The organism is Pleomorphomonas diazotrophica, from assembly GCF_002844595.1.
In the GTDB taxonomy this organism is placed as follows: domain Bacteria; phylum Pseudomonadota; class Alphaproteobacteria; order Rhizobiales; family Pleomorphomonadaceae; genus Pleomorphomonas; species Pleomorphomonas diazotrophica.
In genome coordinates this window covers 46,099-71,242 of sequence record NZ_PJNW01000008.1, presented here as the reverse complement: position 1 = coordinate 71,242, position 25,144 = coordinate 46,099, and the positions used below count along the sequence as shown (strand labels likewise).

The window sequence follows — 25,144 nt, the reverse complement described above, 5'->3', positions numbered from 1 at the left end:
CTCGGGGGAGAAGGTTTGATGAATACGCCCAACGAAGCCACCCAGACGGCATCGCCGTCGCTTGCCGTCTTCCTCCGGCAGAACATGCGCGACTACGGCATCCTGATCGCCCTCGTCGTGATCATGGTGTTGTTCCAGATCATCACCGGCGGCGTGCTGTTCCGCCCGGTCAACCTGACCAACCTGGTGCTGCAGAACTCCTTCGTCGTCATCATGGCGCTGGGCATGCTGCTGGTCATCGTCGCCGGGCACATCGACCTTTCCGTCGGCTCGATCGTTGCCATCATCGGCGCCGTCGCCGCGGTCATGATGGTCAACTACAAGATCGATCCCTGGACGACCTCGCTCGTCTGCCTCCTGCTCGGCGCGGCCATCGGCGCGGCGCAGGGCTACTGGATCGCCTATCACCATATCCCGGCGTTCATCGTGACGCTGGCCGGCATGCTGGTGTTCCGCGGCCTCACCCTCTGGCTCCTCGGGGGCATGAACATCGGCCCGTTCCCGACCGAGTTCCAGAAGCTCTCGACCGGCTTCCTGCCCGATATCTTCGACATGGGCGGCCTGCACTCCACCTCGATCATCCTGACCGTTGCCATTCCGGCGCTCCTGGTCTTCCTGTCCTGGCGCAGCCGCAAGATCAACGAATCGCACGGCATCGAAGTCGAGCCCTTCGCCTTCTTCCTCGCGCAGAACGTCGTGCTCGTCTCGGTGATGCTCTACCTCGGCTACCAGCTCTCGACCTACAAGGGCTTCCCGAACATCCTGGTGATCATGGGCGTGCTGATCGCCTTCTACACCTTCGTCACCACTCGCACGACCATCGGCCGCCGCATCTATGCGCTCGGCGGCAATGAGAAGGCGACGCGGCTCTCCGGCATCAACACCGACCGGCTCAGCTTCTACACCTTCATCAACATGGGCGTTCTCGCCGCCTTCGCCGGCCTGATCGTCGCCGCCCGCCTCAACTCCTCGACGCCCAAGGCCGGTAACGGCTTCGAGCTCGACGTCATCGCCGCCTGCTTCATCGGCGGCGCCTCGACGACCGGCGGCGTCGGCAAGATCACCGGCGCGGTGGTCGGCGCCTTCATCATGGGCGTGCTCAACAACGGCATGTCGATCATGGGTCTCGGCATCGACTTCCAGCAAATGGTCAAGGGTCTGGTGCTGCTCGCCGCCGTGGTGTTCGACCTTTACAACAAGCAGAAGAGCTGAGGCTCATCTGTCTTCAATCCAGCGAACCGGGGCCGATGGCCCCGGTTTCTTTTTGAGCGTCATGAAAAAAGGCCGCGTCACCGACGCGGCCTTTCACTTGCCTGCGAATGAAGCCTCAGAACCCCGAGAAACGCCACTCGATGCGATGGCGATAGGTTTCGCCCGGGCGCAGCACGGAGCTCGGGTAGCTGGGCTCGTTCGGTGCGTTGGGGAAGGTCTGCGGTTCGAGCGCGAAGCCGGCGTTCTTCAACAGTTCAGAGAACGGCGCCTTGATCGCCGGCGTGAAATGCTCGCCGGTGTAAAGTTGCATGCCCGGCTCGGTGGTCCAGACCTCGAGCGTGCGGCCGGTGACCGGCTCGATGGCGCGGGCACCGAGATGCAGCGCGCCACGGCCGGCGTCGAGCGCGAAGTTGTGGTCGTAGGGGCCGGCGATCGGCCGCTTCTCGCGGAAATCGAAACGGGTGCCGGCCACGTCGGCCAGCGGCCCCACCGGAATGAGATCGGCATTGACCGGCGTGTAGCGGCTCGCCGGGATCTGCATCATGTGGCCGAGGATGTCGCCCTTGCCGAGCAGGTTCCAGTAGACGTGATGGGTGAGATTGACCACGGTCGGCTTGGTCGTGGTGGCGGTCATCTCCAGATAGAGCGTGTGACCGTTGAGCCCGTAGGCGGCCTTGACCTCCAGCGCCCCCGGATACCCCATGTCGCCGTCCGGCGAATCGAGACGGAACACTACCTCATTGCCGGCCTTCTCGGCCTTCCAGGAGAGATGCCCGAAGCCATCGGCGCCGCCATGCAACTGCTTGGAGCCCTCGTTGGCCGGCAGGTGATAGGTGACGCCGTCGAGGCTGAAGCTCGCGCCGGCGATACGGTTGGCATAGCGACCGCAGATGGCGCCGGCCCAACTGTCACCTTCGGGGGCGTCGAGACGACCGGACGAGCCGATCACCGTCTGCACCGGCCCGCCCGACTTGGTGGGAATGTAGAGCGCCACGAGTTGCGCGCCGGCCGGGCTGAAGACGGCCTTCAGGCCGTCGGCACCGTCAAGCGTGATGAAGTCTTCAACCGGTTGTGTCATGCCTCTCTCCCCGCGCTCTCCTGGAGCGATCTTGAAAATATCCGCCAATCTCGCTCAAGTTCGCGAAAAACAAAAGGTTTTTTCCGCGTTGACCTTTCCGCTGACTTCCATGCCCTGAAGGTTGTGGCATAGTCGCACCAACTCCTCGCGCGCGGCCGCCAAGGCGTGATTCGTGGGGAACGCCGGGCGGTTATGTGGGGAAGTTCATGACACGACGGATGGGTCAAAAGCGCTCGCGCCAAGATGAGATCGTGCGCGAACTCGCCCATGAGATTGTCGGCGGCCATCGACCGGAGGGCAGCCTTCTGCCGTCCGACGCCGAGCTGATGGCCCGCTTCGGCGTCTCGCGTACGGTGCTGAGAGAATCGCTCAAAACGCTGGCGGCCAAGGGGCTGATCCAGCCGAAGACGCGCGTCGGTACCCGCGTTGTCGAGCGGACGAGTTGGAACCTGTTCGACCCGGACATGCTGCGCTGGCACCTCGACTGCGGCATCGGCCTGGAGCTGCTCGCGCACCTCTCCGACGTCCGCCTTGCCCTGGAGCCGGTGGCGGCGTCACTGGCGGCCAAGCGACGAAGCGAGACGGACGTCGCCTTGCTGCACGCCATCGTCGATCGCATGGAAGCGCCGACCGCCTCGCCGGAGATCTTCGCGGCGGCCGACCTCGACTTCCATCTCACCGTTGCCCGTCTCAGCGGCAATCCATTCTTCCGCACAGCGTCGGCACTGATCGAGGTGGCGCTCGCCGCAACCTTTACCATCACCACGCCGGTCAACGATCCCACGGCCAAAGCCGCTTCCTGCGCCGCCCACCGCCGTGTGGTGACTGCGATCGGTGACAGCGACAGCGAGGCGGCGGCGGCGGCCATCGTCGAGACGATCCGGGCGGGCGCCGCGCGTGTGGCGGCGGCGGCAAATCGCTGAGGCTACCCGAGTTAGTGGCTGTCGCGCGGAGGGCTATCCGCCACCTTCTGGTATTTCACCGCCATTTCCATGACGGCGCCGTCGGCAAGCTGGCCGACCGTCGCTCGATAGAGCTCCTGCCACGGCGTCTGGCTGGCCGGATAAACCGGCTGGAAGGCGGCGCGGCGGCGCTCCCATTCCTCGGCATCGACGAGCGCGTCGGCGGTGCCGGCGTTGAGGTCGACACGGATGCGATCGCCTGTCTTGAGCAGGCCCAGCCCGCCGCCCACCGCCGCCTCGGGTGACGCGTTGAGAATGGACGGCGAGCCGGACGTTCCCGACTGCCGACCGTCGCCCATGCAGGGCAGCGCGCTGACGCCGCGCTCGATCAAGGCGGCCGGCGGCTGCATGTTGACCACCTCCGCCGAACCAGGCCAGCCGACCGGGCCGGCGTAGCGGATCACCAGGATGGTCTCCGGCGTGATGCCGAGCGCCGGGTCCTCGATGCGGTGATGGTAGTCCTCGGAACCGTCGAAGACCACGACCGGCCCCTCGAAGACATTCTCCGCGCCGGGTCTCGACAGGTAGCGGGCGCGGAACTCCTCGGAAATCACCGATGTCTTCATGATGGCGGCGTCGAAAAGGTTGCCCTTCAGCACGATGAAGCCGGCCTTGTCCTTGATCGGGGCCTCATAGGGCTTGATCACCTCGCCATCGGGCGCCGGGAACGGCGCGAGGTTCTCGGCCATTGTCCGACCGGTGACGGTAAGGGCCTCGCCATTGAGACGACCGTGATCGAGAAGCGCCTTCATCACCACCGGCAGGCCGCCGGCCCGATGGAACCCTTCGGACAGATAGCTGCCGGCCGGCTGCATGTTGACCATCAGCGGCACGTCGTAGCCGACCGTCTGCCAATCCATCGGCTCGATCGGAACCCCGGCGTGGCGGGCGATGGCGACGATATGCGGCTGGGCATTGGTCGAGCCGCCGATGGCCGAGTTGACGACGATGGCGTTCTCAATCGCCTGCCGGGTCAGGATCTCCGACGGCCGCAGGTCCTCTTCGACCATGGCGACAATGCGCTCACCGGTGCGATAGGCCATCTGCCCGCGCTCGCGATAGGGCGCGGGAATGGCGGCATTGCCAGTTAGGCTCATGCCGAGCGCTTCGGCAAGGCAGTTCATGGTGGAGGCGGTGCCCATTGTATTGCAATACCCGTCGGACGGCGCCGAAGCCGCGGCGGCCTCGATGAACTCTTCGTAGTCGATCTCGCCAGTGGCAAGTTGCAGCCGCTTCTCCCAGATGATGGTGCCGGAGCCGGCAAGCCGCCCTTGGTACCAGCCGTCGAGCATCGGGCCGCCCGACAGGACGATGGCCGGCAGATCGACGGTGGCCGCCGCCATGATCAGGGCCGGCGTCGTCTTGTCGCAACCGGTGGTCAGCACCACGCCGTCGAGCGGATAGCCGTGCAGGATTTCGACGAGGCCGAGATAGGCGAGGTTGCGGTCGAGCGCGGCCGTCGGCCGCCGGCCGGTTTCCTGGATCGGATGCACCGGAAACTCGAAGGCGATGCCGCCGGCCGCCCGAATGCCCTCCCGCACCCTCTCGGCAAGGCGCAGGTGGACGCGGTTGCAGGGCGACAGGTCGGAGCCGGTCTGGGCGATGCCGATGATCGGCCTATCGGACCGCAACTCCTCCAACGTCAGGCCATAGTTGAGATAACGCTCCAGATAGAGCGCCGTCATCGAGGGATTGTCGGGATTGTCGAACCAGAGCTTGTGGCGGCGCGGTCGTGACATCGAGCATCCTCCTGTTAAGGCGCTAAGTTCAGCCGATGAGAACGGCCGACGGGGGCAAACCGCGGAACGGACCATCGACAAGGTAGGTGAAGCCGGCCTCCGGCTCGGCGGCGCGCGTGTCCTCGTCGTACCCCTCGAAGGCCGACGTCACGAGGAGGCGATCGAGCTTGGGACCGACAAAAGCCGGGCAACTGACCTGCCGGGCAGGCAACGCAAGGGTCGTGACGAGGTGGCCATCGGAATCGTAGGCGTCGATGGCGTGGCCGCCCCAGCGGGCATTCCATAGCAGACCGTCGGCGTCCACCGTGGCGCCGTCGGGGCCGCCGCCACTGACGCGGCAGAACACTCGCCTGTCACCGGTGGGAGCACCGGTCGCCGGATCGACCGGAAGGCGGTAGATGACGTGTTCGAGCGTGTCGGAGAAATAGGCGGTACGGCCGTCGGGGGAAAAGGCGATCGCGTTGGGAATGGTCAGCCCGTCGACGATCGGCCTGAGTTCGCCGGCCCGATACCACCAGATGCGTCCGAATCCCGGTTCGAAGCGCCAGCCCATGGTGGAGATCCAGAGGGCCCCGGAGGGATGCACGGCCCCATCATTGCTGCGCGTGCCGGGGCGCTCGTCCCAGAAAGGCCGAAGCTCGCTCAACGCGCCATTGTCGATCGACCGGAGATGCAGGCCGGCGTCGCTGGCGATCAGCTGCCGATCGTCATCGACGCGCGCGGCGACAGTCGCATGAAAGGGGAGATCATGGATCCGGGGCGCTACATCGTCGAGCCCCATTTCCAGCAGCTTGCGGTCAAGGATGTCGAACCAGAACGCCCTGGCCCGCCCCGGATGCCAGCTCGGCCCTTCGCCAAGGTGGCAGGGATGGCTGGACAAGACGGAAACCGTTGGCATGCGTTCCCCCTCGTGGGCGGGGCGCATCGCCCCCACCGAACACGACAGTAGCTTTCTCACGCCGGCTTGGCCAGTCGGAGAGACCATAAGTCATACTATTTGACTGCACCAATCTACTGGTGTGGCCATGCCCGGAACAGTGCACTTTCCTCGGCCGTCGCGGTGAGCGACGCAAGGCGTGGGTAGTCGGTCAAGGTGATCACGTCGGGCACCATGGCGGCAATGAAGGTCCCAGCCACGGCCAGGGTAATGCCGGCTTCGCTGAGCGGTGGTCCCAGCAGCCAGGCGGCGCCGGCGATGTCGGCCTCAATGGCCGAGAGTGCCGCCCGGAGCTGGCCGGCGACCCGGTCGAGCCAGGGCTGATGCCGCTTCTCGGCCGGGCGGAGTTGACGCTCGTAGACGATCTGCACCGCCTTCTCGCAAGCGGCCAGCCCAAGCCCTGTCAGACGCACGTCCAAGGCGGCAAACCGTGGGTCGACCGGTCCGAGCCCCTCGTCGCCGGCGAGCGCTTTCAGGGCGTAGCCGATGATCAGTGTGGAATCGAGCAGCACCAGGCCGTCTTCGGTCACCGCTGTCGGCGCCTTGACCACCGGGTTGATGGCGGCGAAAGCGTCATATTGGCGGAAGACCGACAGCGGTTCGTGGGTGAAGGGAATGTCGAGTGCGGCAAGCGTCAGTGCGGTGCGGCGGACATAGGGCGAATCGAGCATGCCGATGAGACGCACGGGAACCTCCGAAGCGAAATCGCGGCCAGCGCAGTGGTCAGGTTGCCCTGGCTCCTGAGGGACCCGCCGTGACGATCCAGCCGGCCCACCAGCCTAGAGCAAAAGCGAAAGGAAGCAGAGTGAGCAATTTGCCCCAGCTTGGTCTCAGCCGCCGACGGCACGTCGCCCCCGCGGCTGCAGGGCCGGCGAGGCCACCGCTTCCGACAGAGAGGCCGGTCGGCCGAAATAATACCCCTGGAAGCGCTGGCAGCCGGCCGCCTTCATCATGAGATACTGTTCCTCGGTCTCCACGCCCTCGGCCAGCACCCGCGTGCCGAGCGCCCGCGCCAGTTCGGTGATCGCCGTGACAAAGGTCATATCGACGTCGCTTGATCCGGCCGCGTGGACGTAGCTCTTGTCGATTTTCAGGCAGTCGAAATGGAACTTCCTGAGATACTGCAAGGACGCAAAACCGGAACCGAAATCGTCGAGCACGATCATCACACCGGCCGCCCGGAGCCCATCGAGATTGGCCCGCTCGACCGAACCGAAGTCGAGAAACACGGTTTCGGTGATCTCCAGCACGAGGCGGCTGGCCGGCAAGCCGGCCGCCGCCAGCTCGTTGGCGACGAAGGTGGCAAACCCCGGCTGCTTGAGCTGAACCGCAGAGACATTGATGCCGAACTGATAGCGTCCGTAGCGGACAGCGTCGCGGATGACGCGGCGGATCACCCACTCGCCCACCTCTTCGATCAGCGTCGACTGTTCGGCAACGGAAATGAACTCCGCTGGCGGAATGGTGCCGCGCAGCGGGTGGTGCCAGCGGATCAGCGCCTCGAAGGCGGTCTGCTCGACGCCATCTTCGGCGACGATCGGCTGGTAGTGCATGTCGAGCTGGTTGAGATAGATGGCCGCCCGCAGCTCGCGCGTCAGCAGCCGGGTATAGCGGTCGTCTACCAGCATGCGCGAGTTGTAGGACAGCACCGAGCCGCGCGCCTGCTTGGCTTTGTACAGGGCGAGATCGGCGAGATTGACCAGCTCCAAGGCGATATGCGTGTCGTCGGGCGCCATGGCGATGCCGGCAGTGGCCGACAGGCGCATGGTGCGGCCATTGATCTGAACGGGCTGACGCAACCGGTCGAGCAATGCCTTCACAGCCTGCACGACTTCGCCGCGCGAGGAGCAGTCGGTAAGAAGCATGGCGAACTCGTCGCCGCCGAGCCGGCCGATGATGGCGCCGGGCAGTTCGTCGCGGCAGATGCGGACCAACTGCGCCAGCGCTTCGTCGCCGGCCGAATGACCAAAGGTGTCGTTGAGCGCCTTGAGGTGATCAAGGTCGAGCATCACGTAGGCGTGGCGGCGGTCACCGGCGGTCTGAACGCGGCGGCGCAACTCGTCGAGAAAGTCGCCGCGCGTCAGCGCCAAGGTGACGGGATCCACCCGAGAGGAGCTTTCCGCATGCTCCTCGCCCTGCATCAGGTCCAGGCTCTTGCGCATCAACAGAAAGCCGATGACGACGATCAGCAGCAGCAGCAGGGTTTCGGAAACGAGGCCCGCCAACAGCGCCGGCTGCCAGGATGACGGCAGAGTGCCAAGACGGGCAAGCATCAAAGCCAGGGATATGGCGAGACAGGAAGCCGCGAGCACGCCCACGAGCAGCGAAACGCGCCGACTGACGCTCAGCGCGGTCTGAAGTTGTTTTCCGAGCGCCATCCTTCACCTTTATGTCTAGGCAAATTTACGGCGCCCTTATGAATTTTTCGCAAATGCCCATCCGGGCTTTTGAACTGACGGGCAAAAAGTCAAATGGATGTCGTTACTTGTCGGAAGCGACGCGCACTCTCGGGAACTTCATAGCCGGCTGAACAAGTCCCGGCTTTCGTCTGAAGGCTTCAAAAGCACAAAGCCTTCAGCCGCCCGCAGCGTGCCTCACATACAATTCGGACGGCTCCACGGGGTATGGAGCCGTCCGCACCGGTGTGCGCCGCCTGAGGGAGGGGGAATATGGCGCACACCGATATCGCAGGCCTGCCGTTCCGGTCAGGCCGCCTTGAGCGCAGCCTGATTGGCCGAGCTTTCGGCGATCCGCGTCAGGCCGAGGTCGGTCGCCTCTTCCTCGGCGAGGGTCTCCTTCAGAAGCTTGGCAGCCTGCTTCTGCCCGATCAGCTCCGCCCAGCGGCACATGGTGCCATAACGGGCGATCTCATAGTGCTCCACAGCCTGGGCCGTGGCGATGAGGCCGGCATCAATGGCGTCGGAACCGGCGAAAGATTCGAGGACTTCCTCGCCCTCCTCGACGATGCCGTCGATGGCCGGGCAGGTCTTGCCGCGCGCCGGCTTGCCGATGAGCTCGAATACCTGCTGCAGGCGCTCGACCTGAACCTCGGTCTCGTCACGGTGCTTCTCGAACGCTGCCCGAACCTCCGGCGACCGAGCGCCGCGGGCCATTTTCGGCAGAGCCTTCAGGATCTTGCGCTCGGCGTAATAGACGTCCTTGAGCATGTCCAGGAAAAGATCGTCAAGCGATTTGGTCGGCATGGTCTTACCTCTACGCTGGAAGAAAGGTTGCCGGAGTCAAACCAGCGACGAGGAGATTTGTTCCCCCTCCCTCGAGGATCTCTTCTCTCCACCTGAACAAAGGACGGGAACAATCGGCCGCCCTGGCGATTTCCTCACCTCTACCCTGAGGCCAGGCAGATGAGGTGATGGTCGGCATGTCGATCGCCATCACAAAAAGCGCCGAGGCCCGCCGTGGTCACAGCCCTTCTCTTCGGCCTTGGCAGCCGACACCATCACCAAGGAGATGACAGATGACTACCTCGTCCGGATCGTCGCCCCGCCATCCCGAGTATCCGAAGCCTCCCTTTCCTGAGCAGACCCAGGAGCTGCCCGGAAGCTTCAAGCTGATGGACCCGCTGCCAGACCATGGGGAGCAGAGCTGGCGCGGCGCCGGGCGCCTCGAAGGCATGGTCGCCCTGATTACCGGCGGCGACAGCGGCATCGGCCGGGCCGTCGCCATCGCCTATGCCCGCGAAGGCGCCGACGTCGCGCTGTCCTTCCTGGAAGAGCGGGAGGATGCGACCGACACGGCCCGGCTGGTGGCCGACTGCGGCCGCCGCTGCCTGCAGCTCGCTGGCGACATCGCCGATCCCGCCCATTGCCGTGACATGATCAAGCGGGTTGTCGACGAGTTCGGCCGGATCGACATTCTCGTCAACAACGCCGCCCATCAGGACACGTTCGAGAGCCTGGATGAAATCCCAGACGAGGAATGGCAGCGCACCTTCGCCGTGAACATTCACGCCATGTTCTACCTCGCCAAGGCGGCGGTGCCGCACATGCAGCCGGGCGCGTCGATCATCAACACCGCCTCGATCAACGCCGACAACCCGAGCCCCAGCCTTCTCGCCTATGCCACGACCAAGGGAGCGATTCAGAACTTCACCGGCGGCCTTGCGCAACTGCTCGCCGAAAAGGGCATCCGCGTGAACTGCGTCGCCCCCGGCCCGGTGTGGACGCCGCTCATTCCGGCCAGCATGTCCGGCGAAAGAACGTCGAAGTTCGGCGCCAACTATCCGATGAAGCGGCCGGCACAGCCGGTCGAGCTCGCTTCGACCTATGTGATGCTGGCTGAGCCCATGTCGAGCTACGTCTCCGGTGCCACCGTCGCGGTCACCGGCGGCAAGCCGTTGATCTAGGTCGCAACTCAGGCCCCTTCCATGACGACCTGGCCCGCGCCGGCTCGGCTCAATGCCGAGGCGCGAGCCGTTCTCGACCTGACGCCGGCCACCCCCTCGGGCCGGAACAATCCGCTGATTTGCTGGTTGTCATGCGAAACCGGCGCACATGGCGCCGCAAGACGGTCAGAGGAGGCAGGATATGGCAAACGGGCGAAACGAACGCGACTTCCCCTCTCGCGACTATGACGACGATCGTCAGCGACTGACCGGCCGCTGGGTTCAAGACGATGAAACGGGCTCGCTCAGGCGGCGCTTCGATGAGTTCGACCGGGACGACGAGGCCTTTCGTGGCCGCCGCGGCTACGAGGGCCGAAGAGATTGGGGTGACACCGGCGGCTATTACGGCGCGCCTCGACGGGGCGTCGAACGGGACGGCGGCGGTCACGCCTTCGACTTCGCGCGCCGGGATTCCGGACGATCCGATCTCGGCAGCCGCGGCGGAAATCGATCCTTCGAGGGGCGGGACCGCTTCAACGAAGGCTACGGCGTCCGCTCGGGCACCGAGCGAGACTACGACGATCACGATGATCAGAGCTTCCCGGGCGACTCTCCGCGCGGTGGATGGCCTCAAAGGGGCAACTGGATCAGCCGCTATGTCTCTGCCGAGGCCCGCGCGGACGAGGGGCGGTTCGCCGGATCAACCGGCTCGTTTCGCGGCAAGGGGCCGAAGGGCTATGTCCGTTCCGACGAGCGGATCAAGGAGGATGTCAGCGACCGCCTCAGCGACGACGACACGCTTGACGCGTCCGACATCACGGTTGAGGTGTCCGGTGGCGAGGTCACGCTGACCGGCTATGTCGACTCGCGCCAGGCCAAGCGGACGGCCGAGGATTGCGCCGAGCAATGCGCGGGGGTCAGACACGTCCAGAACAATCTTCGTGTGCGTTCGGCCGGCGACCCGATGGTCGATCAAACGGTCAATAAGGCAAAGACAACAGACCTTTAAGTATGGGTTCGCCCACCGGTCCGGGCCACTCGAGCGGCCCGGGCCGCCAAAAGGGATTGCGTGAAACCGGATCCGGCGGTTTTATGGAAAACCGGAGTGCGGCGCGCTTTGCCAGGTAACATGATGTTCAGACGGCGCGCCTAAGCTGTAGCGATCATGTCTTCAAATCACCCTTCCGACGACCCATGCGGCGAGCAACTGACGGAGGATGACCTCTCGAAGTTGAGGGCGACCGCCCGGCGTCTCCTCGACGCCATCGCCGCCGAGCCCGTGCCGGATCGGTTGCGCGAGCTGGCCCTCGAACTCGGCAAGGCACTGGATCGCCAGCAGGGTGCGGAAGCGGCCGACGAGGCTTCACGGCCGCGTTAAGGCGCCACAGCCAGCCCAAAAAGAGGACCGCCGCACGGGGCGCGACGGTCTGTCCGATCATTTCAGCGCGGAAGTGCCCGAGGGTCAGCGGCGGGCGGGGAGACCGGCTTCGTCGCGGGCAAGAAAGATCCGCGTCGTCTGATCAAGGTGATCGAACAGCCAGTCGGCCATATCCTGCTCTTCGGCAAGGTTCTCCTCGAAGACGGCCATGGCCGTCGTATCTTCAAGGACCGCGGCGGTCGAGATCAGCACCTTGTAGGCGGCGATCTCCATCTGCTCGAAGGTATAGCTCGCCATGGCGCCCTTGATCACCTCGTCGTCGGCGAACATGCCGCTGAGGGCCTGACCGAGCGCGGTGGCCTTGCCGAGCACATCCTTCACGGCCGACGTGCCGCTGTCGCGCCCTTCCAGCAGCTTTCTGAGAGATTCGGCCTGCCGTTCCGTTTCGGCGATGTGCTTTTCCATGCGCGCGCAGAGGACGGGGTAATGCTCGAGGCGCGACAGCATGCCGCGCATCATCGTGAGGGCCTGCTCTTCCATCGCGTGGGCGTCGCGGAGCCAAGCCAGATAGTGTTCGCGGATATCGTCCATGGTTGTTCTCCTCGGGTTGCGTTTCTGCCGGTCGTCATGCGTCTCGGGGAGAGAAAGAGGTCACGGCCTCTCTTGCCGATTGTCGACGCTCAACCGCGTTGTTGCGGCTACCGCTCGCTTCGGGGCTGGCCGGCTGGCCGCGCCTTGCGGCATGCGAGGATTCCAACCGACAAACTCGACAGAAGTTCCATTCCCCTCGCTTCGCTGCTCGGCCTGGCTGGCGCAGAAGCGAAGCATCAGCTTGGCTAGATTTCCTCGCCCATGGCGGCGCGCAGCATGCGGCGGCCACGATTGATGCGGCTCTTGATCGTGCCGATGTCGCATTCGAGGATCTCCGCGGCACGGGCGTAGCTTTCCTCCAGCACCACCACCAGCACGATGGCCTCGCGATAGTGAACGGGCAGCTCCTCCAGCGCCTTCTCCAGCTCCCTGATCCGAACCTGCCATTCCTGCTGCGCCGAGACCGTCGGCTGCTGGGACGCGCAATCCTCATCGCCTGTCCGTTCCCGCTTCTGCTTAATGCAGTTGGAGTAGAAGCGGTTGCGCATGATGGTGAAAAGCCAGGCCCGGAGATTGGTACCCGGCGTGTAGCTGGAGATGTTTTCGATCGCTCTTACAAGGGTTTCCTGGACCAGATCGTCGGCATCCGTGGCATTGCCACATAGAGATCGCGCAAAGGCACGCATGGCCGGCAAGTAAGAGAGAATATCATCGGACATCATGATGCGCTTTGAGTTTCGAGCCGATAGGAACCGGGCAGACGGTCCCCAGTTCGGACGTCCAGCTGAGTTGGACGAAACACCTCCAACTGAATTCCCCAGAGGCGAAACGGTTCCGCCCCCGTTTGCCATTTGACCGATTTTCGGTCGAGCGCGGACGGGCACGTACAGCGACGGTTCCCGCTGTCGGCCGGGCCGCCCCCTGGAACTATTGCCGCGCCGAGACGTTGAGAAGGCGGAGCGGGAATGCCGCAAGCGCTACCCCGCCATTCTCCAAAGTTGCCGGCCGGTCGCCGTCTCCCGGCTCCACTTCACCGGCAATCTCTCAGTGTCCGAGGAGATCCCCATGAAACTCGCCTCGCTCTTCATGGCCACCGCTCTGGTCTTCGCCGGCAGCGCGTTTGCCCAGACCTCCACGCAGTCCGAGCCAGCCACCCCGGCTCCCGACCCTGCCGCGCCGACCGCGCCCAACACGCCGCCGGCCCAGACCACGCCGGCCAATCCCAACCTGGAGCCGGGCGCCAACAGCTTCACCGAGGCGCAGGCCAAGTCCTGGCTTGAAGAGGCCGGCTACACCGACGTCAGCGGTCTCAAGCAGACCGAGGATGGTATCTGGCGCGGCCATGCGCGCCGCAACGGCGCCACCGTCAGCGTGGCGGTCGACTACAAGGGCACCATCAGCGCGGAGTGACGCGGCGGTTGGCTGCCAGGCGGTCATCCGAACCGCCCCGAAACCAGTGAACTGGGAAGGATAGCATCATGAGCACGCATACCCGACTTTACGACACATGGTCCGATGCCATGGCGGTGGTGGACCGGCTCCGCGCCGCCCGTATCCCCAACGACGACATCTCCGTCATCTCGCCGGAGAGCGAGGACAACCGCGTGAGCGACGGCGCCGAAGCCACCGCGGCCGGTTCGGGCATCGGCGCTGTACTGGGCGGCAGCGCCGGCGCGCTGGCCGGCGTCGGCCTCTTGGCCATTCCCGGCCTCGGCCCGATCGTGGCGACCGGCTGGTTCGTCTCGACGCTGGCCGGTCTCGCGGCCGGCGCCGTGGCCGGTGGCGTGGCCGGCGGTATCGTCGATGCGCTGACCAGCTCCGGCATGACGCCCGAGGAGGCGGAGGTCTATGCCGAAGCCATCCGCCGTGGCGGCACGATGGTGACGGTGCGCACCGACGACAGTCAGGATGCGCTGGTGGCTCGCCTCCTCGACGAGACGCCGCCGGTCAACCTGACCGAGCGCGAACAGCTCTACCGCGAAAGCGGTTGGACGGGCTTCGACCCGACGCTCCAGCCCAGCGCCGCCGACGAGTTGAACCGTCGCCCGCCGCCGGGCTGACCTAACCACCCTTCTTTGTCCGAGACGGCGAAACACGCCGTCTCGGCAGAGATCCCCACCGACCTTTCCATTATCGATCGCCATCAGCGTCTCACCGGCCGGATGCTCCATCCGGACGAACGAGGGAGGCTTCATGCGTGCCGATCTCCTGGATCAGCTCGACCGCTTCGACGCCATCCGCCGGGCCAACCGGCGACGGGCCGTCACTGTCGTCGAGGCCTTCGATCTGACGCCACATATGCGCCGCGTCGTCCTCAAGGAGTTGGAGCCCGACCACGAGGATCCGGCAGGGCCGGCCGAGTGGATCAAGCTGCATGTTCCCTCACCCGGCGCTGGCCGCAAGCACGGCCGCGCCTATACCGTCCGCGAACGGCGCGCCGGATCGCTCACCATCGACATGGCAATGCACGGGGGCCTTTGCGCGAGCTGGGCGCGGCGTGCCCGCCCCGGCGACAGGGCTCATATATCCGGACCGCGCCGCGGGTTCAGGCTGGATTGGCCGCCGCAAGACATCTTGCTGGGCGCCGACGAGACCGGCCTTCCCGCCGTGGCGAGCATCCTCGCCGGCCTGCCTCGAGCGGCGCGGGGAACCGTCTGGCTCGAGGTGCCCGACAGACGCGACGTTCTGGCCCTCGACGCGCCGCCGGCCGTCGCGCTGCACTTCCTTCCTCGCAACACGGCCCCGCCCGGACAGCTCCTGGCGAAAGCCATGCGCGAGACGCCGCTATCCCCTGAGACCAGGGTTTGGGTGGCGGCCGAGCGGGCCGCCGCGCTCGACCTGCGCGAGCATTTCGAGGCAATCCTGCCGCGAAATCAGGTTCTCACCTCCGGATACTGGCGCCGGCCTTACGGTTCGGCGATGCCCCTCTGACGCAACCACTGGCGCATTTCAGAGATCTCCCGCGTCTGCGTATCGATGATCTCGCGGGCGAAATGCTGGTTCTCAGGGTCCTTGCCGAACTTCAGCACCGTTTCCGCCATGTCGATCGCGCCCTGATGGTGCGGGATCATGCCACGGACAAAGGCGGCGTCCGGATCGGGGTCGGCAATGCCGTTCATCATCGGGCCGTGCATGCGATCCATGGCCGCCTGATAGGCCGCTGCGGCATTTACGGCATCGGATACGCCGTCGCTCGTGCCGGTGACGCCATGCGGATTCTCGGCATTCGGCGTGTGGGTGAGATGCTCGGCCGGTGCCGCGCCGACGTTGCCCCCGGCGCCATAGATGGCGACATGCAGGCCCCAGTAACCGGTGACGAACACGACCAACGCCGCTGCAAGGCCGGCCGGCACGCCGGCCAGCGCCCGCTTCACCGCTGGCAGGAAATGCACCTCGCGGGTCCGGTCGGCGGCGATGGCAACGATGATGGCCATGATCAGGGCGTGGCCGATCAGGTCGACCCGCCCGAAGGGATAGACCGCGGCATTGAAGATGACGAAGAGGGCGATCGCCGACAGGCGGCGCACCAGCGGCGTCCAGATCAGGCCGAAGCCCATGGTGAACTCGGCGACGCCGGCCATGGGGATGAACACGTCGCGCGGCATGCCGAAGGTGAGGAAGGGCTTTTCCTCGACCAGCGGATAGAACCAGTCGGGATAGGCGAACTTCTCAAGGCTCGACCACATCAGCGCGATGGCGACGCCCCAGCGCAGCACCTCGAAGCGGCGCGCCCGCCAATCGGGGTTCGGCATCGCCTCCAGCACCAGATAGCCGGCGACGCCGACGCCGAGCGCCAGATAGTCGAGCAGATGGAAGATGTCATAGTCGCGCAGCGCCAGGAGCCAGAGGCCGATGATGCCGGCGGCGGCGAGCGGCTGGGTCCGGCGCGAGAAGATCAGCGCGGCGATCAGGAGCTGCATCCACGACACCCACTCCGCCGGCGTCTTGAGGTCGGGCGTCAGGTAGACGCCGCCGATGGCGAAGATGGCGACGAAGAAGGCGCCGATGACCACGCGGACGAAATCATCGAGCCTCAGCCAGAGCGGATCGGTAGCGCGATCGAGGCCTTGCAGGATCGCTTCGCCGGCGGGCGACCGCTCGACGAAGCGGGTGGCGAGAAAGAAGACGAGAACCAGGACGATGCCGGTCCAGAACCAGATATTGCCGAGCGTCGCCGCTATCGGCTGCGGCGGCGCGCCGACGATATAGGGCGCGAACCATTTGACATGGGCGGCGGCCGGCGAAGCGGAGAGAAGCGGCAGCGCGGTCGCGCCGGCAAGGGAAAGAAGGCTTTTTGGGGAAAATGGCGGTCTCATCGCAGCTCTCCATCAAAGCTCGGCCTTCGGATTGGGGACAACAATCGTTGTCCCAACTGGCCGGTGCCAGCTCTGTTCCCATCGGGAACGGCCCGAGCTTCAGCAATACTGTACGGATCAAGACCTATCTAAATATGATAATTATTCTCAAGTTAGCATTAGCCCGCACTTGATTGGAATCATTCCTAACAGGAAGCGAGACGCCTGGAGCGCTGGTCGATCTGATTGAATCAGATCGGCGCTCCAAGTTCTTGTTTGAAGCATCATCTCATCGATCCTCGTTTCACTCCGGTCGGATGATGCTCCAGGCTACGCCGGCTTTGCCAGAAAGCCCGAAGCCAGGGCCTGGAAGGCCTCGACCGCTTTGGGCAGCACGTCCTCCGGGCTGTCGCTCGCGGCGATCCAGAGGGCGGCGTTGAGGGCCGCGCCGCACAGGAGGCGTGCCGCCGCCTCCGCATCGACCGGTTTCATGACGCCTTCCTCGATGAGGCGTTCCACCGCCTGCTTGGTCACTTGCAGGCAGCGTCCCTGGCTCGGCCATTGCGAAGGGTCGCCCAGCACCGCCGGCCCGTCGAGAAGAACGATGCGCTGCACCTCCGGATCGAGCGCCATCTCGATATAGGCGGCGCCCTCGGCCAGCATGCCCTGCCAGCCGCCGCCGCCCCTGGCACCGATCGCCTGGGCGCGCGCGGCCATGTCCGAGTCGATCTCATCGACCACGGCGGCGAGGAGCCCCCGCTTGTCGCCGAAGTTGTGATAGAGCGCCCCGCGAGTCAGGCCGACGCTGGCCGTCAGCTCGTCCATGGAGGCGTCGGAGAAGCCCTTCTCGGCAAAGGCCTTGCGCGCCGCGGCGATCAGCTTGAGGCGGTTCTCCTCCATCGTTTCCAGCCGTCGCCTTGCCATCGTCCAGCCCCCACTTCACATACGCCACGTATATGAAATTGACATACGCCGCGTATATGGTAGTTTCGCATACGCACCGTATATCAAACGACGCGCGGCGGAAAGTGAAGCTTCTGGCTGCGCCCGCCCCTTTCCCAACGACAATCCAAGGAGAATTGAAATGGCCCAGCGTGATGCCGTCTTCCCCGCCAACCGGCACGCCCTTTACGAAGCCCATGGCTACTCCGCCGCCATCCGCTCCGGCGACCTGTTGTTCGTGTCCGGACAGGTGGGAAGCCGACCGGACGGATCGCCCGAGCCGGATTTCGCCCGCCAGGTTCAGCTCGCCTTCGACAACTTGAAGGCCGTGCTGGAGGCGGCCGGCTGCACCTTCGACGACATCGTCGACGTGACGACCTTCCACACCGACCCGGAAAACCAGTTCGGGGCGATCATGGCCGTCAAACAGCAGGTGTTTAGCGAGCGCCCCTACCCCAACTGGACGGCCGTCGGCGTCAACTGGCTCGCCGGCTTCGACTTCGAGATCAAGGTGATCGCAAGGATTCCTGCAACGGCTTGATCCCTAGTTCGGAAAGAAACCCGTTGGTGGCAAATATGCTCGAATGGGTTCTTTCCGCATCCGGTTCGCGAAGGCGGGCCGGTTCGCCTGAGAGCACCCGCTTTTTCCCGGCCTCGCAACAAACCGGCACCAAGGAGTGGGACAAGTTGGATTCAGGCGCGTCGCCCCGGTCACGACCACCAAAATCACTCCGCCTCCCCGATGAAAGGCGGACTCCGAAGACGATAATCTTTAATTTTCAATGACTTATGAGATGGATGGTGCCTGAGGGCGGAATTGAACCACCGACACTACGATTTTCAGTCGCATGCTCTACCAACTGAGCTACTCAGGCACTTGCCGCGATCCACTGGGCGTTTGGTGTCGTCCCAACGGCGAAGCACGGGCCTTATAGATAGTCCGCGCGGACCTGTCCAGAGGGTTTGGCGGGAAAAATCAACTACGCCGGCAAGGAATGGAAAGGCGAGCCATTTCAAGGGCGAAGAGCACCCCTGCCCGCGTCTCCCGGCGAGGCCTAAGTCAGGTGCGGCCGTCGTCCTCGTCGTCGGGCAGCGGCAGATCGTCGTATTCGACGACGGGTATGGAATAGGAGCCCTTCAGCCACCTGTTGAGGTCGACGTCCTTGCAGCGCTTGCTGCAGAAGGGCTTGAAGGCCGGATCGGTCGGTTCGCCGCAATTGGGGCAGCGGGGGCCCTTCGGGGCGACCATCAGGCGAGGGCTCCATCGAGCCAGCGCGCCCGCACCGGATAGCGGGCGGCTTCGAGCAGGCTCGCCGTTTCATGGAGAGGCAGGCCGACCACCGAGGAATAGGAGCCGGACACCGAGGCGACGAAGGCGCCGGCGAAGCCCTGGATGGCATAGCCGCCGGCCTTGCCCTGCCATTCGCCGGAGGCGAGATAGTCGGCCATCTCCTGCGACGACAGGCGCTTGAAGCGGAGGCGCGTCTCGACCAGCTTTTCCCGGAGGCCCGACGGCGTTGCCAGCGCAAGGCCGGTGAAGACGCGATGGGTGCGGCCGGACAGGAGCGCGATGCAGGCTTCCGCGTCGGCGAAGGTTTCCGCCTTGGGCAGGATGCGGCGGCCGACGGCGACGACGGTGTCGGCGGCCAGCACCAGCACCTCGCGGCCCGGATAGTCCTGCAGCGGCACGCGATGGGCTGCAACCTCGGCCTTGGCGCGGGCGAGACGGCGGGCGAGACGGCGCGGCAGCTCGGCCCGGCCGGGCGTTTCGTCGACGTCGGCCGGCAGCAGCAGATCGGGGGCGATGCCGAGCTGGTTGAGCAGCGCCACGCGGCGCGGGCTCGCAGATGCCAGAACCAGGACGGGACGATTGGTCATCAGCTCACCTTCGGTGGCCTGGAGACAGCCGTCCGCATCCCGGATCGAGCCGGGGCGGTTGGCCGCCTCCTCAAGCCGCTCACTTGAAGCGATAGGTGATGCGGCCCTTGGTGAGGTCGTAGGGCGTCATCTCGACCAGAACCTTGTCGCCTGCCAGCACGCGGATGCGGTTCTTGCGCATGCGGCCGGCGGTGTGAGCGATGATTTCGTGGTCGTTCTCGAGACGAACGCGGAAAGTCGCGTTGGGCAGAAGTTCCGAAACGACGCCTGGAAACTCCAGGACTTCTTCCTTGGTCATGCGGGCATTGATCCGTTTTTCGGGATTTGGTGGCGGATAACTATCCGAAATGCGCTGCAAAATAAACCACCCAGGCGGAAAAACGCCGGGAAAAGCGAGCGGATGGACGGAGGTCGCATCCGGGAGCGCCTCGATCAGCCGTTCTCGGCGGCCGCCCCCTCCTCGCGCACGCCCTCGCGGCGTGGCTCGAAGGCCGGCGTCCAGCCCAGCCGGGCCTTGATGCGGGCCATCAGCTGGTCGCGGACGGCGCGATACTCGTCGAGAATGCGCTCGCGCGAACCGGTGGCCAGCGTCGGGTCGGCAGTGGGCCAGTATTCGGCCTCGACGGAGTTATAGCGCGTGTATTCGATCGCCTTGTGATGGGCTTCCGGGGCGAGCGACACGATCAGGTCGAAGTTGCTGTCTTCGAGATCTTCAAAGGTCTGCGGCCTGTGGTGGGAGATGTCGAGGCCGATCTCGTCCATCACCGTCACCGCGAAGGGGTCGAGTTCGCCGCGGCGGGCGCCGGCGGAGTCGACGAAGATCTTGCCGGGAAACAGATGACGGGCGATGGCCGCCGCCATGGGCGAGCGCACCGCGTTGAACGAACAGGCGAACAGCACCGCGCCGGGCTGCTTTGCCTCCGTCTCTGGTCCTACGTCGTCCGTCATGAGCCTCCAACCTGGTAGCCCGCGCTCCGGCTTCCGCCTCAGCCCTTCCAGCGCAATCCGGCGATCAGCGTGAACAGGCGCCGCGCCGTCAGCTTGTCGATGAGGATCTTGTCCGACAGCTTGTCGGAGAGGATTTGCGCGCCCTCGTCGTGGAGCGCCCGCCGCCCCATGTCGATCGCCTCGATCTGGCTCGGCGTCGACACCTTGATCGCCTCGTAATAGCTGTCGCAGACGAGATAATAGTCGCGGATGATGCGACGAAAGGGCGTCAGCGACAGGATGTGGGTGGTGACGGGTTCGCCATCACCCCGGAAAATCTGCAGCACCAGACGATTGGAGACCAGCGACAGACGCAGGGAGAACTCGCCACCCGGCGCGCCCACCGGCTCGAAGGAATTCTGCTCCAGAAGATCGAAGATCGCCACCTGGCGCTCGTGGTCGACCTCCCGCGAAATCTGGCCGATCGAAGCCGCGTCGAGGGTCACCGAAACAAGGCGCCCGGATATGGTGGCGGTGTCGGTCACGACTGTCCTCCGCAAAATGATCGTCGAGCCATAGCACGACCGCCCCGCCCCACGAAGGCGGCAAAGGTCGACCCGGACAGGAGTTTTACGCATGCCTCGACGCCGCTTGACTCCGGCCCTTCACGGCAACACATAGCGGACGCGCGCCGGCTTTCCGGCCCCTATCCTTCATATGAGCGAGACCATGACGCAAACGGAACGTCACAGCTTCGAGGCCGAAGTTTCCCGCCTGCTGCACCTCATGGTGCATTCCGTCTATTCCAACAAGGACATCTTCCTGCGCGAGCTGATCTCCAACGCCGCCGACGCCTGCGAGAAGCTGCGCTATCTCGCCATCGCCGAGCCGCAGCTCGCCGACGAAGGTGGCTTTGCCATCACGCTCTCCGCCGACAAGGACAAGAAGACGCTCACCGTCGCCGACAACGGCATCGGCATGAGCCATGACGAGCTGAAGGACAACCTCGGCACCATCGCACGCTCCGGCACGCGCGCCTTCCTCGACGGCCTTGCCGACAAGGCCGAGGGTCAGGCGCTGATCGGCCAGTTCGGCGTCGGCTTCTACTCGGCCTTCATGGTGGCGGGCCGCGTCCGCGTCGTCTCGCGCAAGGCCGGCAGCGACGAGGCCTGGGCCTGGGAATCGGATGGCGCCGGCACCTTCGAGCTGACCCCGGTCGATCTCGCCGATGCGCCGGCGCGCGGCACGGTGGTGGAGCTGTTCCTCAATGAGGAGTCCCTCTCCTACGCCGAGGAGCACACGCTGGAGCGCATCGTCCACGAGTATTCGGCGCATGTGCCGGTGCCGATCCGCTTCGGCAAGGGCGAGGAAACACGCGAGCTGACCGACGGCTCGGCCCTCTGGGTGAAGCCGAAGTCGGCCGTGACGGCTGACGAGTACAAGGAGTTCTATCACCACGTCGCCACGGCCTGGGACGAGCCGGCGCTGACGCTGCACTACCGCGCCGAGGGGCGGCAGGAGTACAACGTGCTGCTGTTCGTGCCGCGCGACAAGCCGTTCGACCTGTTCGACCCCAGCCGCAAGGGCCGGGTGAAGCTCTATGTGCGCCGGGTGTTCATCACCGACGAGGCGGAGATCCTGCCGGCCTGGCTGCGCTTCGTGCGCGGCGTGATCGACAGCGAAGACCTGCCGCTCAACATGTCGCGCGAGATGCTGCAGAAGAACCCGGTGCTGGAGACGATCGCCAAGGGCGTCACCGGCCGCGTGCTCAGCGAACTCTCCAAGCTGGCCGAGACCGACGCCGACCTGTTCCAGAAGGTATGGGCGTCCTTCGGCGCGGTGATCAAGGAAGGCCTCTACGAGGCGCCGGAACGCCGCGACGAGCTGTTCAAGGTGGTGCGCTTCAAGACCACCACGTCGGGCGACAGCTGGCGGTCGCTCGCCGACGTCGTCAAGGATTTCAAGGAAAACCAGACGGCGATCTACTACGCCCTCGGCGAGGACGAGAAGCAGGTGCTGGCCTCGCCGCATCTCGAAGGATACGCGGCGCGCGGCCTCGAAGTTCTGCTCCTCACCGATCCGGTCGACGCCTTCTGGGTGCGCACCGCGCTCGGCTTCGAGGGCAAGCCCTTCAAGTCGGTGACGCAGGGCGAAGCCGACCTCGACAACGTTAAGCCGCTCGAAGAGGACAAGGCCGACAAGCCGGGCGCCGAGGTGGCCGGTCTCGTTGCCACCCTGAAGGAGGCGCTGAAGGACGACGTCGCCGACGTCCGCACCTCGGCACGCCTCGCCACCAGCCCGGTCTGCCTCGTCGCCTCCGACTTCGGCCTCGACCGCATGACCGAGAAGCTGGTCGCCCGCCAGGAAGGCAAGTCTGCCCTCGGCAAGCCGGTGCTGGAGCTCAACGCGGGACACAGCCTGATCAAGGCGCTGGCGGCCAAGGCGGCCGCCGGCGATACGGCAGCGGTGAAGGCGGCGGCGCCGCTCCTCGTCGGGCAGGCGCGCATCCTCGACGGCGAGGCGCCGAGCGACCCGGCGGCCTTCGCGGCCTCCGTCGCGTCGCTTCTCGAAAAGAGCCTCGCCTGACGGGCCATCTGACGGCAGCGGGGCGGATGGGCCTTTCCGTCCGCCCCGTTCAGGCTTCCAAATACTTTGTGCTTCCTGCATGTTTCCATGAGAAGGGTCGGGAACATGCGGTCGATATCAAGCAAAACACGTAGTATTCTCTGCCTCTGCCAAATCGAAATCCTTAATTAACAAAGCAAGCATGTAATACACCGCCGATGCATTTTGCTCGGGGGCTTTCATGACCATTTCCCTCAAGACTTCGCTGATGGCGACCATCATCGCACTGTTGCTGATGACCTGCGGCCTCGGATGGGTCGCCGTCTCGCAACTGTCGGCCGCCAACGAACGGATCAGCGAATTCGCCGACCACAAGCTGCCGCTGGTCAGGAGCCTCGGAGAAATCCGCTACGCGACGACGCGCCTGCGTGTCCGCTCGGCGCGCCTCGCCCAGATCACCGACGCCGGCGAGCGCCAGAAGGCCAAGGACCTCGCCGACCAGTCGATCGCCGACGTCGAGAAGGCGGTGGGCGAGTATTCCGGCCTGATCGCCGACCTGCCGAAGCAGCAGGAGGTTCTGGCCGCCTTCAAGGCCAACTGGCCGACCTACGTTCAGATGCACAACGACATCTACCAGAACATGGTCGACGGCAAGGCCGACGCGGCCTCGACCATTCTCAACAAGGCGTCGCAGCCGCCGTTCAACGCCGTCATCGCCGCCCTGCAGTCGGGCATCGACCAGATCAACGCTGAGACTGCCATCGCGCAGGCCGAGGCGGTGGCCGACTATCGGAGCGCCTTTGCGCTCACCGCCGCCACCGTCACCGCCGGCATCGTCCTGGCGCTCGGCGCGCTGGCCTTCGTCTTCTATGGCGTGGTCCGGCCGCTGCATCGGATTACCGCCGCCATGGGCGGCATCGCCGGCGGCGATCTCTCGACCTCGATCCCCCACGCCGACGCGAAGAACGAAATCGGCAAGATGGCCGCCACGCTGACGGTGTTCCGCGATGGCCTGATGGAGACAGAGCGGCTGCGACTTGCCGGCGCCGAAGCGGAAGCCCGCAACCGGGAACGGCTCGTCGCCGAGCGCGCCGCCATCGCCGACCATTTCGAGACGGCGATGGGCGCGCTGGCCGAAGGCTTCGTCCAATCCTCGGGCGAGGTGGCCGACGCCGCACGCAATCTCGCCTCCACCGCCGAGGAGACCAGCCGACAGGCCCAGGCTGTCGCCGGCGCTGCCGAGACCGCTTCCGAAAACGTGGAAACGGTGGCGGCCGGCACCGAGGAGCTGTCGGCCTCGGTGCGCGAGATCACCTCGCAGGTGACGCGGTCGGCCGATATTGCCCGGAACGCCGCCGTCGAGGCGCAGCGGTCCAGCGAAAACGTCAAGACGCTATCCGCCTCGGCCCAGGGCATCGGCGAGGTGGTGGAGCTGATCCGCGCCATCGCCGAGCAGACCAACCTTCTCGCCCTCAATGCCACCATAGAGGCGGCACGAGCCGGCGAGATGGGCAAGGGCTTTGCGGTCGTCGCCTCGGAGGTCAAGAACCTCGCCGGCCAGACCGCCAAGGCCACCGAGGAAATCGCCCGCAAGATCCAGGAAATGCAGGCGGCCACGTCCATTACCGTCGACAGCATATCGCTGATCGTGTCGACCATCGGCACCATCCGAGAGGTGACTCAGTCGATCGCCGGCGCGGTTGAGGAACAGGGGGCGGCAACGACGGAGATCGCCGGCAACACCCAGAAAGCGGCCACCGGAGCGAGCGGCGTGACCGAGAACATCGCCGGCGTCGGCACCGCCGCCGAAATGACCGGCTCGGCGGCAACGCAGTTGATGGGGCTCTCCGGCGCGCTGCAGACGCAAGCGGCCAACCTGAAGGCGGAGGTTACCAGTTTCGTGAAGGGGCTCAGGGCCGCCTGAAACCAAGCGAAGATCCCATCTCAAGCGCGCGGCTCCGGCCGCGCGTTTTGCCTGCGAGTCTCGCACTTTGGCGCGTTGCTGGTTGCATCGGCCGGGTCTATCCTTTTGCCACGGAAGCAAATTCCGTGGCAGACAGGGAGAGTGCCATGATCAAGAACGTCGGCTCAACCGATCGCCTCATCCGGCTCATCGCCGGCGTCATCCTTCTCATCATCGCGGTGCCATCGCTTGCCGGCATGGCCTTTGTGGGCCTCGGCGGCTGGGCGTGGCTCGTGGGCCTCATTGGCGTTGCGCTCGTGGCGACAGGACTGCTCAACTTCTGCGGGGCCTACGCGCTTCTCGGCATCAACACCTGCAAGACCAGCCAGTAAGCC

The 25,144-nt window shown here is 65.3% G+C and carries 27 protein-coding genes and 1 tRNA gene; 12 read left to right on the top strand and 16 right to left on the bottom strand.

Annotated features, from left to right (window positions below; genetic code table 11):
- Positions 1-18: 18 nt before the first annotated feature.
- Positions 19-1,212, top strand: coding sequence for a multiple monosaccharide ABC transporter permease (gene mmsB, locus CXZ10_RS11515; RefSeq protein WP_101289390.1), 1,194 nt, complete (start codon positions 19-21; stop codon positions 1,210-1,212).
- A gap of 115 nt (positions 1,213-1,327) precedes the next feature.
- Here the strand turns inward: mmsB and CXZ10_RS11510 are convergent, their stop codons facing one another.
- Positions 1,328-2,290, bottom strand: coding sequence for an aldose epimerase family protein (locus CXZ10_RS11510; RefSeq protein WP_101289388.1), 963 nt, complete (start codon positions 2,288-2,290; stop codon positions 1,328-1,330).
- A 206-nt stretch (positions 2,291-2,496) separates the two neighbouring features.
- On the opposite strand from CXZ10_RS11510, the gene CXZ10_RS11505 reads away from it, so the two are divergent.
- The gene (locus CXZ10_RS11505) at positions 2,497-3,213 is read left to right on the top strand and encodes a FadR/GntR family transcriptional regulator (RefSeq protein WP_244617285.1); all 717 of its coding nucleotides are present in this window, start codon (positions 2,497-2,499) and stop codon (positions 3,211-3,213) included.
- Positions 3,214-3,224: 11 nt separating this feature from the next.
- Here CXZ10_RS11505 and CXZ10_RS11500 read toward each other — a convergent pair whose 3' ends face one another.
- The 5 genes from CXZ10_RS11500 to CXZ10_RS11480 form a co-directional block, all read right to left on the bottom strand.
- Positions 3,225-4,991 carry an IlvD/Edd family dehydratase gene (locus tag CXZ10_RS11500; protein ID WP_101289384.1) on the bottom strand — a complete coding sequence of 589 codons (1,767 nt, stop codon included), beginning with the start codon at positions 4,989-4,991 and terminating at the stop codon, positions 3,225-3,227.
- Positions 4,992-5,019: 28 nt separating this feature from the next.
- On the bottom strand, positions 5,020-5,889 hold the full coding sequence (locus CXZ10_RS11495) for an SMP-30/gluconolactonase/LRE family protein (RefSeq protein WP_101289382.1): 870 nt from the start codon (positions 5,887-5,889) through the stop codon (positions 5,020-5,022).
- 113 nt (positions 5,890-6,002) lie between these two features.
- Positions 6,003-6,614 (bottom strand): glutathione S-transferase, encoded by a 612-nt coding sequence (locus CXZ10_RS11490; protein WP_101289380.1) that lies wholly within the window; start codon positions 6,612-6,614, stop codon positions 6,003-6,005.
- 144 nt (positions 6,615-6,758) lie between these two features.
- Positions 6,759-8,306 (bottom strand): putative bifunctional diguanylate cyclase/phosphodiesterase, encoded by a 1,548-nt coding sequence (locus tag CXZ10_RS11485; protein ID WP_101289378.1) that lies wholly within the window; start codon positions 8,304-8,306, stop codon positions 6,759-6,761.
- A gap of 327 nt (positions 8,307-8,633) precedes the next feature.
- Positions 8,634-9,131 carry a YciE/YciF ferroxidase family protein gene (locus CXZ10_RS11480; protein ID WP_101289376.1) on the bottom strand — a complete coding sequence of 166 codons (498 nt, stop codon included), beginning with the start codon at positions 9,129-9,131 and terminating at the stop codon, positions 8,634-8,636.
- Positions 9,132-9,403: 272 nt separating this feature from the next.
- Here CXZ10_RS11480 and CXZ10_RS11475 point away from each other — a divergent pair, with 272 nt between their 5' ends.
- The 3 genes from CXZ10_RS11475 to CXZ10_RS21545 all read left to right on the top strand — a co-directional run bounded on the left by CXZ10_RS11475 (position 9,404) and on the right by CXZ10_RS21545 (position 11,648).
- Positions 9,404-10,291, top strand: a complete 888-nt coding sequence (locus CXZ10_RS11475) for an SDR family oxidoreductase (RefSeq protein ID WP_101289373.1) — start codon at positions 9,404-9,406, stop codon at positions 10,289-10,291.
- A gap of 181 nt (positions 10,292-10,472) precedes the next feature.
- A complete protein-coding gene (locus tag CXZ10_RS11470) occupies positions 10,473-11,279 on the top strand; it encodes a BON domain-containing protein (RefSeq protein WP_101289371.1) in 807 nt (268 codons plus the stop codon).
- A gap of 222 nt (positions 11,280-11,501) precedes the next feature.
- The gene (locus CXZ10_RS21545; RefSeq protein WP_180335959.1) at positions 11,502-11,648 is read left to right on the top strand and encodes a hypothetical protein; all 147 of its coding nucleotides are present in this window, start codon (positions 11,502-11,504) and stop codon (positions 11,646-11,648) included.
- A gap of 84 nt (positions 11,649-11,732) precedes the next feature.
- On the opposite strand, the gene CXZ10_RS11465 is transcribed toward CXZ10_RS21545, so the two are convergent.
- Both CXZ10_RS11465 and CXZ10_RS11460 read right to left on the bottom strand, forming a co-directional pair.
- Positions 11,733-12,239, bottom strand: a complete 507-nt coding sequence (locus CXZ10_RS11465) for a ferritin-like domain-containing protein (protein WP_101289369.1) — start codon at positions 12,237-12,239, stop codon at positions 11,733-11,735.
- Between the two features lie 245 nt (positions 12,240-12,484).
- Positions 12,485-12,961: a sigma-70 family RNA polymerase sigma factor gene (locus CXZ10_RS11460; protein WP_244617286.1), complete on the bottom strand. Its 477-nt coding sequence runs from the start codon at positions 12,959-12,961 to the stop codon at positions 12,485-12,487.
- Between the two features lie 343 nt (positions 12,962-13,304).
- Here CXZ10_RS11460 and CXZ10_RS11455 point away from each other — a divergent pair, with 343 nt between their 5' ends.
- The 3 genes from CXZ10_RS11455 to CXZ10_RS11445 all read left to right on the top strand — a co-directional run bounded on the left by CXZ10_RS11455 (position 13,305) and on the right by CXZ10_RS11445 (position 15,170).
- Positions 13,305-13,649 carry a hypothetical protein gene (locus CXZ10_RS11455; protein ID WP_101289367.1) on the top strand — a complete coding sequence of 115 codons (345 nt, stop codon included), beginning with the start codon at positions 13,305-13,307 and terminating at the stop codon, positions 13,647-13,649.
- A gap of 68 nt (positions 13,650-13,717) precedes the next feature.
- Positions 13,718-14,299, top strand: a complete 582-nt coding sequence (locus CXZ10_RS11450) for a general stress protein (RefSeq protein ID WP_244617287.1) — start codon at positions 13,718-13,720, stop codon at positions 14,297-14,299.
- Between the two features lie 133 nt (positions 14,300-14,432).
- Positions 14,433-15,170: a siderophore-interacting protein gene (locus CXZ10_RS11445; protein WP_101289363.1), complete on the top strand. Its 738-nt coding sequence runs from the start codon at positions 14,433-14,435 to the stop codon at positions 15,168-15,170.
- Here CXZ10_RS11445 and copM read toward each other — a convergent pair.
- The gene (gene copM, locus CXZ10_RS11440; RefSeq protein ID WP_101289361.1) at positions 15,146-16,555 is read right to left on the bottom strand and encodes a CopM family metallochaperone; all 1,410 of its coding nucleotides are present in this window, start codon (positions 16,553-16,555) and stop codon (positions 15,146-15,148) included. The two genes, CXZ10_RS11445 and copM, sit on opposite strands and share 25 nt — an antisense overlap.
- 309 nt (positions 16,556-16,864) lie before the next feature.
- A complete protein-coding gene (locus CXZ10_RS11435; protein WP_101289359.1) occupies positions 16,865-17,458 on the bottom strand; it encodes a TetR/AcrR family transcriptional regulator in 594 nt (197 codons plus the stop codon).
- Positions 17,459-17,618: 160 nt separating this feature from the next.
- Here CXZ10_RS11435 and CXZ10_RS11430 point away from each other — a divergent pair, with 160 nt between their 5' ends.
- Positions 17,619-18,017 (top strand): RidA family protein, encoded by a 399-nt coding sequence (locus CXZ10_RS11430; protein WP_101289358.1) that lies wholly within the window; start codon positions 17,619-17,621, stop codon positions 18,015-18,017.
- A gap of 258 nt (positions 18,018-18,275) precedes the next feature.
- Here CXZ10_RS11430 and CXZ10_RS11425 read toward each other — a convergent pair.
- The 6 genes from CXZ10_RS11425 to CXZ10_RS11400 form a co-directional block, all read right to left on the bottom strand.
- Positions 18,276-18,351: transfer RNA gene (locus CXZ10_RS11425), tRNA-Phe, on the bottom strand.
- A gap of 185 nt (positions 18,352-18,536) precedes the next feature.
- Complete coding sequence (gene yacG, locus CXZ10_RS11420) at positions 18,537-18,725, bottom strand: DNA gyrase inhibitor YacG (RefSeq protein ID WP_101289355.1); 189 nt, start codon at positions 18,723-18,725, stop codon at positions 18,537-18,539.
- Positions 18,725-19,354 (bottom strand): Maf family nucleotide pyrophosphatase, encoded by a 630-nt coding sequence (locus CXZ10_RS11415; RefSeq protein WP_101289353.1) that lies wholly within the window; start codon positions 19,352-19,354, stop codon positions 18,725-18,727. Before CXZ10_RS11415 ends, yacG begins: the two co-directional genes overlap by 1 nt.
- Before the next feature lie 79 nt (positions 19,355-19,433).
- On the bottom strand, positions 19,434-19,652 hold the full coding sequence (gene infA, locus CXZ10_RS11410; protein WP_026784394.1) for a translation initiation factor IF-1: 219 nt from the start codon (positions 19,650-19,652) through the stop codon (positions 19,434-19,436).
- Between the two features lie 134 nt (positions 19,653-19,786).
- On the bottom strand, positions 19,787-20,302 hold the full coding sequence (locus CXZ10_RS11405; RefSeq protein ID WP_101289351.1) for an arsenate reductase ArsC: 516 nt from the start codon (positions 20,300-20,302) through the stop codon (positions 19,787-19,789).
- A 38-nt stretch (positions 20,303-20,340) separates the two neighbouring features.
- Entirely contained in the window at positions 20,341-20,826 is a 486-nt protein-coding gene (locus CXZ10_RS11400; RefSeq protein WP_244617288.1) for a UPF0262 family protein, read from the bottom strand.
- Between the two features lie 172 nt (positions 20,827-20,998).
- Here CXZ10_RS11400 and htpG point away from each other — a divergent pair, with 172 nt between their 5' ends.
- From htpG to CXZ10_RS11385, 3 genes are all read left to right on the top strand, one after another.
- Entirely contained in the window at positions 20,999-22,867 is a 1,869-nt protein-coding gene (gene htpG, locus CXZ10_RS11395; RefSeq protein WP_101289347.1) for a molecular chaperone HtpG, read from the top strand.
- A gap of 220 nt (positions 22,868-23,087) precedes the next feature.
- Positions 23,088-24,770 carry a methyl-accepting chemotaxis protein gene (locus CXZ10_RS11390; protein ID WP_101289345.1) on the top strand — a complete coding sequence of 561 codons (1,683 nt, stop codon included), beginning with the start codon at positions 23,088-23,090 and terminating at the stop codon, positions 24,768-24,770.
- A 146-nt stretch (positions 24,771-24,916) separates the two neighbouring features.
- Positions 24,917-25,141 (top strand): YgaP family membrane protein, encoded by a 225-nt coding sequence (locus tag CXZ10_RS11385; protein WP_101289343.1) that lies wholly within the window; start codon positions 24,917-24,919, stop codon positions 25,139-25,141.
- The last annotated feature ends 3 nt before the right edge of the window (positions 25,142-25,144 follow it).

Excerpts from the sequence above, each read along its gene's own strand:
- mmsB (WP_101289390.1), top strand. The coding sequence starts at position 19 with ATGAATACGCCCAACGAAGCCACCCAGACGGCATCGCCGTCGCTTGCC.
- CXZ10_RS11510 (WP_101289388.1), bottom strand. The coding sequence starts at position 2,290 with ATGACACAACCGGTTGAAGACTTCATCACGCTTGACGGTGCCGACGGC.
- CXZ10_RS11505 (WP_244617285.1), top strand. The coding sequence starts at position 2,497 with ATGACACGACGGATGGGTCAAAAGCGCTCGCGCCAAGATGAGATCGTG.
- CXZ10_RS11500 (WP_101289384.1), bottom strand. The coding sequence starts at position 4,991 with ATGTCACGACCGCGCCGCCACAAGCTCTGGTTCGACAATCCCGACAAT.
- CXZ10_RS11495 (WP_101289382.1), bottom strand. The coding sequence starts at position 5,889 with ATGCCAACGGTTTCCGTCTTGTCCAGCCATCCCTGCCACCTTGGCGAA.
- CXZ10_RS11485 (WP_101289378.1), bottom strand. The coding sequence starts at position 8,306 with ATGGCGCTCGGAAAACAACTTCAGACCGCGCTGAGCGTCAGTCGGCGC.
- CXZ10_RS11480 (WP_101289376.1), bottom strand. The coding sequence starts at position 9,131 with ATGCCGACCAAATCGCTTGACGATCTTTTCCTGGACATGCTCAAGGAC.
- CXZ10_RS11475 (WP_101289373.1), top strand. The coding sequence starts at position 9,404 with ATGACTACCTCGTCCGGATCGTCGCCCCGCCATCCCGAGTATCCGAAG.
- CXZ10_RS11470 (WP_101289371.1), top strand. The coding sequence starts at position 10,473 with ATGGCAAACGGGCGAAACGAACGCGACTTCCCCTCTCGCGACTATGAC.
- CXZ10_RS11465 (WP_101289369.1), bottom strand. The coding sequence starts at position 12,239 with ATGGACGATATCCGCGAACACTATCTGGCTTGGCTCCGCGACGCCCAC.
- CXZ10_RS11460 (WP_244617286.1), bottom strand. The coding sequence starts at position 12,961 with ATGATGTCCGATGATATTCTCTCTTACTTGCCGGCCATGCGTGCCTTT.
- CXZ10_RS11455 (WP_101289367.1), top strand. The coding sequence starts at position 13,305 with ATGAAACTCGCCTCGCTCTTCATGGCCACCGCTCTGGTCTTCGCCGGC.
- CXZ10_RS11450 (WP_244617287.1), top strand. The coding sequence starts at position 13,718 with ATGAGCACGCATACCCGACTTTACGACACATGGTCCGATGCCATGGCG.
- CXZ10_RS11445 (WP_101289363.1), top strand. The coding sequence starts at position 14,433 with ATGCGTGCCGATCTCCTGGATCAGCTCGACCGCTTCGACGCCATCCGC.
- copM (WP_101289361.1), bottom strand. The coding sequence starts at position 16,555 with ATGAGACCGCCATTTTCCCCAAAAAGCCTTCTTTCCCTTGCCGGCGCG.
- CXZ10_RS11435 (WP_101289359.1), bottom strand. The coding sequence starts at position 17,458 with ATGGCAAGGCGACGGCTGGAAACGATGGAGGAGAACCGCCTCAAGCTG.
- CXZ10_RS11430 (WP_101289358.1), top strand. The coding sequence starts at position 17,619 with ATGGCCCAGCGTGATGCCGTCTTCCCCGCCAACCGGCACGCCCTTTAC.
- yacG (WP_101289355.1), bottom strand. The coding sequence starts at position 18,725 with ATGGTCGCCCCGAAGGGCCCCCGCTGCCCCAATTGCGGCGAACCGACC.
- CXZ10_RS11415 (WP_101289353.1), bottom strand. The coding sequence starts at position 19,354 with ATGACCAATCGTCCCGTCCTGGTTCTGGCATCTGCGAGCCCGCGCCGC.
- infA (WP_026784394.1), bottom strand. The coding sequence starts at position 19,652 with ATGACCAAGGAAGAAGTCCTGGAGTTTCCAGGCGTCGTTTCGGAACTT.
- CXZ10_RS11405 (WP_101289351.1), bottom strand. The coding sequence starts at position 20,302 with ATGACGGACGACGTAGGACCAGAGACGGAGGCAAAGCAGCCCGGCGCG.
- htpG (WP_101289347.1), top strand. The coding sequence starts at position 20,999 with ATGAGCGAGACCATGACGCAAACGGAACGTCACAGCTTCGAGGCCGAA.
- CXZ10_RS11390 (WP_101289345.1), top strand. The coding sequence starts at position 23,088 with ATGACCATTTCCCTCAAGACTTCGCTGATGGCGACCATCATCGCACTG.
- CXZ10_RS11385 (WP_101289343.1), top strand. The coding sequence starts at position 24,917 with ATGATCAAGAACGTCGGCTCAACCGATCGCCTCATCCGGCTCATCGCC.